This window comes from Rhizobium sp. AQ_MP, from assembly GCF_014237835.1.
In the GTDB taxonomy this organism is placed as follows: domain Bacteria; phylum Pseudomonadota; class Alphaproteobacteria; order Rhizobiales; family Rhizobiaceae; genus Allorhizobium.
The window spans coordinates 122184-134622 of sequence record NZ_JACJVI010000005.1; the positions used below are offsets into that span (position 1 = coordinate 122184).

A 12439-nucleotide genomic window follows, 5' to 3' on the forward strand; every position below is an offset into this window, starting at 1 on the left:
CCCGCCGGATTGCTCCGGCGGGGTCTATCGTTTCTGCGATGTGCTTGTCGCTCAGCCGTTCATGGCAACGGCAATTTCAGCTGCCAGGCGCGCATTGTTCTCGACGAGCGCAATGTTTGTCTTCAGCGAGCGGCCACCCGTCAGGTGGAAGATGTTGTCGAGCAGGTACGGGGTGACCGCCTTGCCCGCAATCTCGTCGCGTTCGGCATTGGCAAGCGCGCGGCTGATATAGATTTCCATCTCTTCGCGTGGGATCTCGTCGGCTTCCGGGACGGGATTTGCGATCAGCATGCCGCCATCGATGCCGAGCTGGTCGCGCATCTTCTGGAAATTGGCGATTGCCGCCGGGCTGGGCAGGTTGAGCACGCTCTTGAGACCCGAACTGCGCGACCAGAAGGCCGGGAAGTCTTCGCTGTCATAGGTGACGACGGGCACGCCGCGCGTCTCCAGCACTTCCAGCGTCTTCGGGATGTCGAGGATCGCCTTCGGGCCGGCGGAGACGACAATCACCGCGGTGCGGGCGAGCTCCTCGAGATCGGCCGAGATATCGAAGCTTTCCTCGGCACCGCGATGCACGCCGCCGATGCCGCCGGTCGCAAAGACAGAGATGCCGGCGCGGGCGGCGGCGATCATGGTGGCGGCGACGGTGGTGGCGCCGTTGCGGCGCTCGGCAATCGCAAAGGCGAGATCGGCGCGCGATAGCTTCATCACATGCTCCATCTGCGCCAGCGCCTCAAGCTCTGCCGGTTCCAGGCCGATATGCAGCACGCCCTTGATGACGGCGATCGTCGCCGGCACCGCGCCCTGCTGGCGGATGATGTCCTCGACACTGCGCGCCATCTGCAGATTGCCCGGATAGGGCATGCCATGGGTGATGATGGTGGACTCGAGTGCCACGATCGGTGCGCCGCGCTGCTTGGCGGCACTCACTTCGCTCGAATAGGTGATGGGAAGGAGAGGGGAGATGGAACGGGTCATGGGGGATCTTCCGTTTGTAAATTCAGGTTCTCATGACAGGAAACGGGCCGGCGGGACAAGAGCCAACTGGCTCTCCAGCTTCGCCTGGGAGAGATTCTCATCGGTCGCATGGGGCGATTTCAGGGTGATGGCTGCGCTTGCGGTGCCCTGGCGCAGGGCTTGCGCCAGCGATGCGCCGGATAGGCGGGCGTTGAGGAAGCCTGCCGCGAAGGCGTCGCCCGCGCCGGTGACATCGGCAATCTCGGTGATTGCTGCGGGTTCGATCACGGCGACACCCTTCTCGTCGAAGGCAATGGTCGGGCCGCTGCCGCTCGTCACGCTGCCGCCTCTCAGGCCTTTTGCGCGCAGCAGGTGGGGCCAGTCTTCCGCCCGCTCGGCACGCCTGCCGGCAATGGCTTCGGCTTCCGCGCCGTTCATGAACAGATGGGTGAGGTGCGGCAGGGCCGCCTCGAACTTCACCACCTTGGCCGGCGAGATGGCAATCGCGGACAGGCCGAGGCCCGCTGCATCGCAGGCGCTGGCCAGGGCGGATAGCGTGTCAGCGCGCAGGTTCGCATCGGTCAGCACGTGGCCTGCTTCGGCAAGGCTGTCGCGAAGCGATCTCGCCTTGATGCGACGGGCCGAAAAGGCATCGTAGAGCGCCATGTCGGCGAGAGCGATGACCAGATTGCCATCACGTTCGAGGATGGCGGTGTAGCTCGGCGTCGCGCGGTCGAGGAAAATCACCGGCTGGTCGTCGAGGCCGGCCCGGGCGGCTGCTTCTGTGACGATCTGGCCGGCTGCATCGCCGCCGCGAGGGGCAATCAGCCGAACGGCGCGGCCGAGCCGCGAGAGATTGCAGGCCGCGTTGAAGACGCCACCGCCGGCTTCCTCGAACCAGTGGCCGGGATTGCTGGCGCCGGGTTTCGTGTCGCCAAACAGGCGTCCGCGCCGATCGATATGGGCTCCGCCGATCGCGACAATCTCGAACGTCATGCTCTCGTCTCCGCGACCGTGAAAGGGCGAATCGAAGCGCTGCGATCTGGACCGCGGCCGCCGATCAGGCCCGTTGCCTGATCGGCTGTGGGAAGCGGCGGAACAGATTTCGAACACGCCTCAAAAAGCGATTTCATATCAATCGCTTCGATTGCTCTTGCAAAATGAGAACAAAAAGAGTACATATTCCCCATCGGCGGCTTCATTGCCTATGCGGCCTCAATAACCTAAAGGTGGATCAAATGGCACAGAATTCTTTGCGGCTTGTAGAGGACAAATCGGTGGATAAAAGCAAGGCATTGGAAGCGGCGCTCTCGCAGATCGAACGCTCGTTCGGCAAGGGCTCGATCATGAAGCTCGGCGCGAACGAGAGCGTGGTCGAAGTCGAGACGGTCTCGACGGGGTCGCTCAGCCTCGATATCGCGCTCGGCATCGGCGGCCTGCCGAAGGGGCGCATCATTGAAGTTTACGGGCCGGAAAGCTCTGGTAAGACGACGCTGGCGCTGCAGACCATTGCCGAAGCCCAGAAGAAGGGCGGCATCTGCGCCTTTGTCGACGCCGAACACGCCCTCGACCCGGTCTATGCCCGCAAGCTTGGCGTCGACCTGCAGAACCTGCTGATCTCGCAGCCCGATACCGGAGAGCAGGCGCTTGAAATCACCGACACGCTGGTGCGCTCCGGCGCGATCGACGTTCTGGTCGTCGACTCGGTTGCGGCTCTGACGCCGCGCGCCGAAATCGAAGGCGAAATGGGTGACAGCCTGCCGGGCATGCAGGCTCGCCTGATGAGCCAGGCGCTGCGCAAGCTGACGGCTTCGATCTCCCGTTCCAAGACCATGGTCATCTTCATCAACCAGATCCGCATGAAGATCGGCGTGATGTTCGGTTCGCCGGAAACGACGACCGGCGGTAACGCGCTGAAGTTCTACGCCTCGGTCCGTCTCGACATCCGCCGTATCGGCGCGGTCAAGGATCGCGAAGAGGTTGTCGGCAACCAGACCCGCGTCAAGGTCGTCAAGAACAAGATGGCACCGCCCTTCAAGCAGGTTGAATTCGACATCATGTATGGCGAAGGCGTTTCCAAGACCGGCGAGCTGGTCGATCTCGGCGTCAAGGCCGGTATCGTCGAGAAGTCAGGTGCCTGGTTCTCCTACAACAGCCAACGTCTCGGCCAGGGCCGTGAAAACGCCAAGCTGTTCCTGCGTGACAATCCGGCGGTCGCTCAGGAAATCGAGATGGCGCTGCGCCAGAATGCCGGCCTGATTGCCGAGCGCTTCCTGCAGAATGGTGGTCCCGACGCCAATGACAGCGACGGTGCCGACGATATGTAATCACTTCGCTCAAGCGATGAATCGGAGCCGGCCGCGTTTGATCCAAACGCGGCCGGTTTTCGTTGCGGCTGCTGGACAGCGAAGGAGCCGGGCGATAAAAGCCATTGATTTTGCAAATTGGCCGGCTTCCCGGCCTGAATGAAGGGCGTGACATGAGCGGTGTAAACGACATCCGGTCGACTTTTCTCGATTACTTCAAGACGAACGGTCACGAGGTCGTTTCCTCCAGCCCGCTGGTCCCGCGCAACGATCCGACGCTGATGTTCACCAATGCCGGTATGGTGCAGTTCAAGAACGTCTTTACCGGCCTAGAACAGCGCCCCTATTCGACGGCTGCGACGGCGCAGAAATGCGTTCGTGCCGGCGGCAAGCATAATGACCTCGACAATGTCGGCTATACCGCGCGTCACCACACCTTCTTTGAGATGCTCGGCAATTTCTCGTTCGGCGACTACTTCAAGGAGCGCGCCATTGAACTTGCCTGGAACCTGATCACCAAGGAATTCGGCCTCGACCGCAATCGGCTTCTGGTCACCGTCTATCACACTGACGACGAGGCGCATGGCCTGTGGAAGAAGATCGCGGGTCTTTCCGACGACAAGATCATCCGCATCCCGACCAGCGACAATTTTTGGGCGATGGGTGACACCGGTCCCTGCGGCCCGTGCTCGGAAATCTTCTACGACCACGGCGATCACATCTGGGGTGGCCCTCCGGGGTCGCCGGAAGAGGATGGCGACCGCTTCATCGAGATCTGGAACCTCGTCTTCATGCAGTATGAGCAGGTGACGAAGGAAGAGCGCATCAACTTGCCGCGTCCGTCGATCGACACCGGCATGGGCCTCGAGCGCGTCGCCGCCGTCCTGCAGGGCCGCCACGACAATTACGACATCGACCTGTTCCGCGCGCTGATCGATGCATCCGTCGATCTCACTGGCGTCAAGGCCGAGGGCGAGCGCCGGGCCAGCCACCGTGTGATCGCCGATCACCTTCGCTCGTCCGCATTCCTGATCGCCGACGGTGTTCTGCCGTCGAACGAAGGCCGCGGCTACGTGCTTCGTCGCATCATGCGCCGCGCCATGCGCCATGCGCAGCTGCTCGGCGCCAAGGATCCCATCATCTACAAGCTGTTGCCGGTTCTCGTTCAGCAGATGGGCCGCGCCTATCCGGAGCTGGTCCGCGCCGAACCACTGATCTCCGAGACGCTGAAGCTCGAGGAAACCCGTTTCCGCAAGACGCTGGAGCGCGGCCTGACGCTGCTCTCCGACGCGACCGCGTCGCTGGACAAGGGCGACAGCCTCGACGGCGAGACCGCCTTCAAGCTCTACGATACCTATGGCTTCCCGCTCGACCTGACGCAGGACGCGCTTCGCGGCCGTGGCATCGGCGTCGACCTGACGGGTTTCAATGATGCCATGCAGCGCCAGAAGGCCGAAGCGCGTGCCAACTGGGCCGGCTCCGGCGACAAGGCCCAGGAGACCGTCTGGTTCGAGCTCAAGGAAAAGTTCGGCGCGACCGAATTCCTCGGCTACAGCTCGGAAACCGCCGAAGGCCAGATCCTGGCGGTCGTCAAGGACGGCAAGGTCGTGGAACAGGCCAGCGCCGGCGAAGAGGTTCAGATCGTCGTCAATCAGACCCCGTTCTACGGCGAGTCCGGCGGCCAGATGGGCGATACCGGCGAAATCATCGGTGAAGGTTTCTCGCTTGCTGTCAGCGACACCCAGAAAAAGGGCGAAGGCGTCTTTGTTCATGTCGCCACGGTTCAGAACGGCGTCGTCAAAGCCGGCGGTGCGGTGCAGCTCAATGTCGACCACGCCCGTCGCTCGCGCCTGCGCTCGAACCATTCGGCGACCCATCTGTTGCACGAGGCGCTGCGCGAAGTGCTCGGCACCCATGTCGCCCAGAAGGGCTCGCTGGTCGCGCCCGAGCGTCTGCGTTTCGACATCTCCCATCCGAAGCCGATTTCCGCCGATGAACTGAAGATCGTCGAGGAAATGGCCAACGAGATCATCATCCAGAATACGCCTGTCACCACGCGGTTGATGGCCGTTGACGACGCGATCGCGGAAGGCGCCATGGCGCTGTTCGGCGAGAAGTATGGCGATGAGGTTCGCGTTGTTTCGATGGGAACGGCAGTGCGCGGCGAAAAGGCCGGAAAGTCCTATTCCACGGAGCTCTGTGGCGGCACGCATGTGTCGGCCACCGGCGATATCGGCCTCGTGCGTCTTGTCGGCGAAAGCGCTGTTGGTGCCGGCGTGCGCCGTATCGAAGCGCTGACCGGTGAGGCGGCGCGAGCCTATCTCGCGGAGCAGGACGAGCGGGTGAAGTCACTCGCCGCGACGCTGAAGGTGCAGCCGACGGATGTCGTTGCCCGCGTGGAAGCGCTGGTGGATGAACGTCGCAAGCTCGAAAAGGAACTGGCGGATGCCAAGCGCAAGCTTGCCATGGGCGGCGGTGCTTCCGGAGGCGCCGAAGCGCCGAAGCAGGTCAACGGCATCAATTTCATCGGTCGCACCCTGAATGGTATCGACGCCAAGGACCTGAAGGGCATGGCGGACGAGGCGAAGGCCGGTCTTGCCACCGCCGTCGTCGTGCTGATCGCCGTCGCTGAAGATGGAAAGGCGAGCGCCGTTGTCTCGGTCACGCCGGATCTCACCGATCGTTGGAGCGCTGTCGACCTCGTACGCGTCGCCTCGACTGCTCTTGGCGGCAAGGGTGGTGGCGGTCGCCCGGACATGGCCCAGGCCGGCGGTCCCGACGGGGCGCAGGCGGATGCCGCGATCGCGGCGGTCGAAGCATCGCTTGCTTGAGCCATAGATGATTTCTGTCAATCAAGGCCGGGCTTTGCTCGGCCTTTTTGTTTAAGAGAATTGAGATTTACCGATCGATTTTGGGTTTTCTTCAGTCTTCTGCGATATCGGTAAGGCCCCTTAGAGGTGCTTGACTTGGCTGCAGTCTTCCACATTCCGACCCTCACCGTTTGCCTCGCGGCAACGCTGATCATCCTTGCCGGTTTCCTGACCTTGCTTTGGGCAACCGAGCGGGACAATCGGGCCCTTGGTCTGTGGTCGCTTGGTTTCTCAGCTGGCGCGCTGGGCATGGTGCTGGTCAGTCTTCGTGATGTGGCACTGCCGCTTCTGGCGCTTGGTGTTGGCAACGCCCTTGGCATTTACAGCCTGGGTCTGATCTGGATGGGGTGTCAGGCGTTTGAAGAGGAGCCGCGCAAAGGCGCGGGTCTGGTTGCGGCTGCTGGCGCCGTCGTTTGGCTGTCATTGTTCGCGCTTCCTGGTTTTTCCACGAACCTCGGTATGCGTCTCCTCGTCGCCTCCGTGCTCTATGCCTTTTATTCGTTCATGATCATACCGGTGCTGTTGCGCGGTCAGCGGCGCGAGCCTCTGCCTGCTCGCATGCTTGCCATTCTCGCCTTTGGCACACACGGTGCCGCCTATCTGGTTCGGCTGCCCTTGCTGGTGGTGGAGCCGGTTCAACTGGTGGCCGGCCATGCCCCGCTCTGGTACGGGATCATGACCTTCGGCTTCTTCGTTCAGGGTCTGCTCGCCGCACTCGCCGTTTTGGGAATGGTGCATGAAAGAGCCACTCAGCGATACAAGATCGCCTCCGAGACCGACGGCCTGACGCTTCTGAAAAATAGACGCGCCTTCATCGATTCCATCGCGACGCTTCGCGCTTCTAGAGCTGGTGAAGCTGAGGGTGCCGTGCTGGCGCTTGTCGATGTCGATCATTTCAAGCGTATCAATGACACCCATGGCCATGGTGCGGGCGACCTCGTGCTGGTGGAACTCGGCCGTCTGCTTTCTCGGGCCATACCGCAAGGGTGCATCGTTGGGCGGCTTGGCGGTGAAGAGTTCGGTGTCTATCTGCCGGCAGGGCATATTGGACAGCGAGCGGACCTGCTGGAAGATCTCAGGCTGAGCGTCGCTGAGATGATCGCCGGTGACGGGCATTCCTTGCCGAAGGTGACGGTCAGCATTGGTGCGGTCCTGTTGCCGCCGGGACCGCTGGACTTCCCTCAGGCTCTGGCGCTGGCCGACAAGGCGCTTTACGCCTCCAAGAAGGCGGGGCGGAACAGCGTAACATGGAGTGGTCAGGAGTCAGGCGGTGTGCTGGAGAGGTCTTCGAAGGCCGTGACTCCGGCACCAGAATTTGCCGCTCCTGTCTCCCGTTCCGCCGCCTGATCGCCTTCAGTTTGTGGAATGCCTCTCCGTCTGGGCGATCTGCGCGCGTGCCTCAGCCAGCGTCTCGACAAAGTGGACGCCATGATCCGGCACTTCCTGATGGTGCAGCATTGTCTTCAACTCGCGTCGCTCCGTGATGACGTAAACCTCAACTCCCTGCCGTATCGCCTTGCGGATGACGCTGGCGAGCAGATTGACGCCTGAGGTATCGACGAAGCGGATGCCGGAGCAATCGAGCACGAGATTGCGGTGGTCGTCACCGATGCGGTCGAGCGCGGCGCCTGCGGCTGCGACAGCACCAAAGAAAAAGGCTCCGTCGAGGCGATAGGTCACGGTATCGCTATCCGTCGCATCCAAAGGCTTTTCCGGCCCCTCGGCGGTCACCCGGATGCTCTTCGACATGTGATGGATGAACTGCAGCGCGGCCAACGAAAAGCCGACCACGATGCCTTCGGTCAGGTCGCGGAAGATGACAAGCAGGAAGGTGACGACAAGGATCAAAGTCTCGCCGCGCGAGGAGCGGATGAGAGCCGCGATCGCCGATTTTTCCACCATGTTCCACGAGACGACCGCAAGCACGCCAGCGAGCGCTGCAAGCGGGATGTAGGCAGCGAGCGGGGCGGCAATCACCATGAAGACAAGGAGAAAAACAGCATGCAGCATGCCGGACACGGGACTTGTCGCGCCCGCGCGGACATTGGTTGCTGTTCGCGCAATCGTGCCGGTGACGCAGATGCCGCCGAAGAGGGCGGAGCCGATATTGGCGACGCCCTGCGCTACCAGTTCCGTGTTCGAGCGATGGCGACGCCCGGTCATGCCGTCGGCCACGACGGCGGACAGCAGCGACTCGATGGCTCCCAGCAGGGCAAAGGCGATGGCATCGGGAAGAACGGCGATCGCCAGTTCCGGGGTGAACACTGGCAGGGAAGGGAGCGGCAGACCGGAGGGTATGCCACCGAATTTTGAGCCGATGGTCGCCACCGGAAGCTGCAGGATCGATGCCGTGACGGATGCGGCGATAACGGCGATCAGCAGGCCGGGCCAGGATGGCCGGAGCCGGCGCAGGACGAGGATGACGGCAATCGTGAGCCCCGCGACCGCAGCCGCCGAGGGTGAAAATCCCGGAAGGGCGGCCATGATCGCGCCGAGCTTTTCCGCAAGCGGCCCAGGTTCGCCATCGGGAAATGCAAGACCGAGAAGTTCGCCGATCTGGCTGGCGAATATGATCACGGCTATGCCGGCCGTGAAGCCGACCGTTACCGGATAGGGAATGAACTTGATGTAATCGCCAAGCCTCAGCAGTCCGCAGGCGATCAAGATGAGACCGGCCATGGCGGTTGCAAGCAGCAGTCCATCAACACCGTGCGTGGCGACGGTTGCGCTCACCAGAACGATGAAGGCACCTGCCGGTCCGCCGATCTGGTGGCGGCTACCGCCCAGCAGAGAGACGAGAAAGCCGCCGATGATCGCGGTGTAAAGCCCACGATCCGGCGTGACGCCGGAGGCTATGGCAATCGCCATGGAGAGCGGAAGCGCGACGATGGCCACTGTCAGGCCTGCCAGCGCATCCGCCTTGAAACGGGCAGGCCCATAGCCTTCGCGGAAGACGCTCACGGTCTTTGGCAGGATGAAATCGGTCATGGTGGTCATGCTCGCCGTTCAGGACATGGCCGGCCCCTCCCGCCATTCTGAAATGACATAGGACGCTGAGTCCCCGCTTTTGACAACATGGCCAAAGGGATACTGTGCCCCGGCATCATCACCGACTGTTCGCGCCCGTGGATTTTGCCTATGGTGGACAGGCATGAAGACCGAGACCACGTATCCCACGCTCATCGTCTATCCGCGCCGGGGACTTGCTGTCCTGTGGGCTGCGGGTTCCGCCATCCTGTTGTCCGTGGCTTTCGGCGGCCTCCTTGCCGGTCTTCTCGGTGGCGATTGGGCCAGTCCCATTCTGCTGGTTTATCTCGCCCTTCTTTCTCTGGCCCTTTATGGGCTGCGCAAGGGCTGGCGTGAGATCAGTACGGCGATGAACCCCGTGGTCGAGCTCAACAACGAAGAACTGATCGACTACCGCGATGACCGGCGCATCGCCTGGGCATCGATGACCGAACTCGCCCAGCGCCGGGTGGGCGGTGTCTGGGTGATCGATATCGACCATCTGGACGAGGAGGATCCGGACCGCCTCGAAACCTACGCATTGCCGCTGTCGGGCTATCACATTTCCGGCCGCAGGCTCGGTGCCGAGATCCGCAAACGCTTCGCCGAGGTGGATGCCGGCGGGGACATCGCTGAACCGGATGCAGAAAACCCGGCCACGTTGCCGTGACCGGGCTCTGGAATGCGAGGCTTTCGGCGGCTTATCAGGCCGCCATGGCCTTCTTCAGGTTCTCGTCCACCTTGTCGAGGAAGGCGGTCGTCGAGAGCCAAGGCTGATCCGGACCGATCAGGAGTGCCAGGTCCTTGGTCATGTAACCGGCTTCGACGGTGTCGATGCAGACCTTTTCGAGCGTCGTTGCGAACTTTGCGAGTTCGGCGTTGTCGTCGAGCTTGGCGCGGTGGGCGAGGCCACGGGTCCAAGCGAAGATCGAGGCGATCGAGTTGGTCGAGGTTTCCTGACCCTTCTGGTGCTGGCGGTAGTGACGAGTCACCGTGCCGTGGGCGGCTTCGGCTTCAACCGTGCGGCCATCGGGCGACAAGAGAACCGAGGTCATCAGGCCGAGCGAGCCGAAGCCCTGGGCAACCGTGTCGGACTGGACGTCGCCATCGTAGTTCTTGCACGCCCAGACGTAACCGCCGGACCACTTCAGAGCGGAAGCGACCATGTCGTCGATCAGGCGGTGTTCGTAGACGATGCCGATTTCGTCGAACTTCGCCTTGAACTCGTTCTGGTAGACTTCTTCGAAGATGTCCTTGAAGCGGCCGTCATAGGCCTTGAGGATGGTGTTCTTCGTCGACAGGTAGACCGGCCACTTGCGCATCAGGCCGTACATCATCGAGGCGCGGGCGAATTCGCGGATCGATTCGTCGAGGTTGTACATGGCGAGAGCCACGCCGGCGCCCGGCGCGTTGTAGACTTCCTTTTCGATCACTTCGCCGTCTTCGCCGACGAACTTGATGGTCAGCTTGCCCTTGCCGGGGAACTTGAAGTCGGTTGCCTTGTACTGGTCGCCGAAGGCGTGACGGCCGACCACGATCGGCTTGGTCCAGCCGGGAACGAGACGGGGCACGTTCTTGCAGATGATCGGCTCGCGGAAGATGACGCCGCCCAAGATGTTGCGGATCGTGCCGTTCGGGCTCTTCCACATTTCCTTGAGGTTGAATTCCTTCACGCGGGCTTCATCCGGGGTGATCGTCGCGCACTTGATGCCGACGCCGTGCTTCTTGATGGCGTGGGCGGCGTCGATGGTCACCTGGTCGTTGGTGGCGTCGCGGTTTTCGACCGAGAGGTCGTAATATTCGATCTGCAGATCGAGGTAGGGCAGGATCAGCTTGTCCTTGATGAACTGCCAGATGATGCGGGTCATCTCGTCGCCGTCGAGATCGACGACCGGGTTGGCTACCTTGATCTTGGTCATGAATATCCTCACGAGTTCTTGCCTGACGTGCAGGCGCGGGGAGGGCGCTCTGCCGATGGCCTGCCTATAACATTCTCTCAGGCCAAGGCAAACAGGAGAGGGGGCGTCGCGGCATTTTCTGGTTCAGACTTTTGGCGTGCGTTTCATCCCAAACTTGGTCAGCCTGAGGTCCCCGCTTTCGGCTAGAAACGTGTCAAATCAGATCCTGGGGGACATCATGAAGAGAAATTGGATCGTCGCGTTTCTGACGCTTTCTGCCGCAACGGCAAGTGCCGCCGACCAGACGGCGCCGGTGCGCGAGGTGGTTGAGGCGACGGCGCGCAATTGGGCGGCGGGATCGGGTGGGCAGGAGGAAGACGTCTTCTCGAAGGACCGTCTGGCGCGCCTTTTCAGCCAGGATTTCAGGGCTGCTTTCGAGGCGGCCTCGAAGAACCCACCCTATGATCCGCCGGAAGGTGAGACGACCGGCTTCCCCTTCGATTACGACCCGATCGCGCAGGGTCAGGACGGATGCCCGTTCGAGAACATTCGCATCGAGGATGATGGCGACGGACAGGTGACGGCGCTCTTCGACAATCGCTCCTGCTTCGAGGGCGAGGCTGAAGATACGGTGCTGATCTTCCATGTCGTTGAGGAAGGCGGTCGCGCCGTGATCGACGACATCTTTCCGGTGCAGGACGGCCAGAGTGGTGCCTCCATCAAGCAGGACCTGAAGACGCAGGGTGGCCTTTGAACGCCATCATGCTGGTCCGCATCGTCCGTCTTGCTGCCCTCCTGACTGCCCTGTCCAGCGCTTCCGCTGCGGCAGCCGATGCGCTCGAGCCGGTCAAGACGGTGATGCGGGTCGCCGGCTGGACTGATGGTATCACGGCCGGAATGAGCGTGAGCGGTTACTTCGACGAGAGCCTTCTCGCGTCGATCTACAGTGCGAGCTTCGCCGATGTCTATCGCCTGGCGCAGCGCACCGACGAGCTGCAGGACGGCAGCGGCTACATGCTGGGCTACGACGTCGTAATCGGCGGGCAGGACAGTTGCTCGCTCAAGGATGTCCGTTTCGAGGCCCGTCCTCTTCAGGATACCGTGACCGCCGTCGATGTCTATTTCGACGCGACGTCCTGCTTCGGGCACAAACCGGACCTCTCAAGGCCTCAGACTGTCTTCCACGTCGTCGAAGAGAACGGGCGCTTCGTGATCGACAACATCTGGAACGACGATTATCGCGACGGCGCAGTCGACAGTTCGGTCAAGGCGCAGTTCGCGGCCATGGTGAATGGCTATCTGCAGTTCCGGCTGACGGGATCCTGGCCCAAAGAATGACGCATGCCCTTTGCCTCAAGGCCATTTTGTGCCAATGGGGGCGCGAAATATCCACAAGGGACGC

General features: G+C 62.1%; 10 protein-coding genes. 6 read left to right on the forward strand and 4 right to left on the reverse strand.

Features of this window, described 5'->3' with window-relative positions:
• Positions 1–51: 51 nt before the first annotated feature.
• Positions 52–978, reverse strand: a complete 927-nt coding sequence (locus tag H6M51_RS10255) for a pseudouridine-5'-phosphate glycosidase (RefSeq protein ID WP_185809767.1) — start codon at positions 976–978, stop codon at positions 52–54.
• 30 nt (positions 979–1008) lie between these two features.
• Positions 1009–1953, reverse strand: coding sequence for a carbohydrate kinase family protein (locus H6M51_RS10260; RefSeq protein WP_185809768.1), 945 nt, complete (start codon positions 1951–1953; stop codon positions 1009–1011).
• Between the two features lie 242 nt (positions 1954–2195).
• On the opposite strand from H6M51_RS10260, the gene recA reads away from it, so the two are divergent.
• The 3 genes from recA (at position 2196) to H6M51_RS10275 (ending at position 7480) form a co-directional block, all read left to right on the forward strand.
• Positions 2196–3284 (forward strand): recombinase RecA, encoded by a 1089-nt coding sequence (gene recA, locus H6M51_RS10265; protein WP_185809769.1) that lies wholly within the window; start codon positions 2196–2198, stop codon positions 3282–3284.
• Between the two features lie 152 nt (positions 3285–3436).
• A complete protein-coding gene (alaS, locus tag H6M51_RS10270) occupies positions 3437–6094 on the forward strand; it encodes an alanine--tRNA ligase (protein ID WP_185809770.1) in 2658 nt (885 codons plus the stop codon).
• Between the two features lie 135 nt (positions 6095–6229).
• Positions 6230–7480: a diguanylate cyclase gene (locus H6M51_RS10275; RefSeq protein WP_246780467.1), complete on the forward strand. Its 1251-nt coding sequence runs from the start codon at positions 6230–6232 to the stop codon at positions 7478–7480.
• A gap of 6 nt (positions 7481–7486) precedes the next feature.
• Here the strand turns inward: H6M51_RS10275 and H6M51_RS10280 are convergent, their stop codons facing one another.
• Positions 7487–9121, reverse strand: coding sequence for a SulP family inorganic anion transporter (locus H6M51_RS10280; protein WP_185809939.1), 1635 nt, complete (start codon positions 9119–9121; stop codon positions 7487–7489).
• A gap of 163 nt (positions 9122–9284) precedes the next feature.
• Between H6M51_RS10280 and H6M51_RS10285 the strand changes: the two genes are divergently transcribed.
• Entirely contained in the window at positions 9285–9809 is a 525-nt protein-coding gene (locus H6M51_RS10285) for a hypothetical protein (RefSeq protein WP_185809771.1), read from the forward strand.
• 34 nt (positions 9810–9843) lie between these two features.
• Here the strand turns inward: H6M51_RS10285 and H6M51_RS10290 are convergent, their stop codons facing one another.
• Positions 9844–11058: an NADP-dependent isocitrate dehydrogenase gene (locus H6M51_RS10290; protein ID WP_185809772.1), complete on the reverse strand. Its 1215-nt coding sequence runs from the start codon at positions 11056–11058 to the stop codon at positions 9844–9846.
• Positions 11059–11275: 217 nt separating this feature from the next.
• Here H6M51_RS10290 and H6M51_RS10295 point away from each other — a divergent pair, with 217 nt between their 5' ends.
• Both H6M51_RS10295 and H6M51_RS10300 read left to right on the forward strand, forming a co-directional pair.
• Positions 11276–11791 (forward strand): hypothetical protein, encoded by a 516-nt coding sequence (locus tag H6M51_RS10295; protein WP_185809773.1) that lies wholly within the window; start codon positions 11276–11278, stop codon positions 11789–11791.
• A gap of 8 nt (positions 11792–11799) precedes the next feature.
• Positions 11800–12375 (forward strand): hypothetical protein, encoded by a 576-nt coding sequence (locus H6M51_RS10300; protein WP_210314791.1) that lies wholly within the window; start codon positions 11800–11802, stop codon positions 12373–12375.
• The last annotated feature ends 64 nt before the right edge of the window (positions 12376–12439 follow it).

What these genes read in the sequence shown, in the direction of transcription:
- H6M51_RS10255 (WP_185809767.1), bottom strand. Translation starts at nt 978, where the DNA reads ATGACCCGTTCCATCTCCCCTCTCCTTCCCATCACCTATTCGAGCGAA.
- H6M51_RS10260 (WP_185809768.1), bottom strand. Translation starts at nt 1,953, where the DNA reads ATGACGTTCGAGATTGTCGCGATCGGCGGAGCCCATATCGATCGGCGC.
- recA (WP_185809769.1), top strand. Translation starts at nt 2,196, where the DNA reads ATGGCACAGAATTCTTTGCGGCTTGTAGAGGACAAATCGGTGGATAAA.
- alaS (WP_185809770.1), top strand. Translation starts at nt 3,437, where the DNA reads ATGAGCGGTGTAAACGACATCCGGTCGACTTTTCTCGATTACTTCAAG.
- H6M51_RS10280 (WP_185809939.1), bottom strand. Translation starts at nt 9,121, where the DNA reads ATGACCGATTTCATCCTGCCAAAGACCGTGAGCGTCTTCCGCGAAGGC.
- H6M51_RS10285 (WP_185809771.1), top strand. Translation starts at nt 9,285, where the DNA reads ATGAAGACCGAGACCACGTATCCCACGCTCATCGTCTATCCGCGCCGG.
- H6M51_RS10290 (WP_185809772.1), bottom strand. Translation starts at nt 11,058, where the DNA reads ATGACCAAGATCAAGGTAGCCAACCCGGTCGTCGATCTCGACGGCGAC.
- H6M51_RS10295 (WP_185809773.1), top strand. Translation starts at nt 11,276, where the DNA reads ATGAAGAGAAATTGGATCGTCGCGTTTCTGACGCTTTCTGCCGCAACG.
- H6M51_RS10300 (WP_210314791.1), top strand. Translation starts at nt 11,800, where the DNA reads ATGCTGGTCCGCATCGTCCGTCTTGCTGCCCTCCTGACTGCCCTGTCC.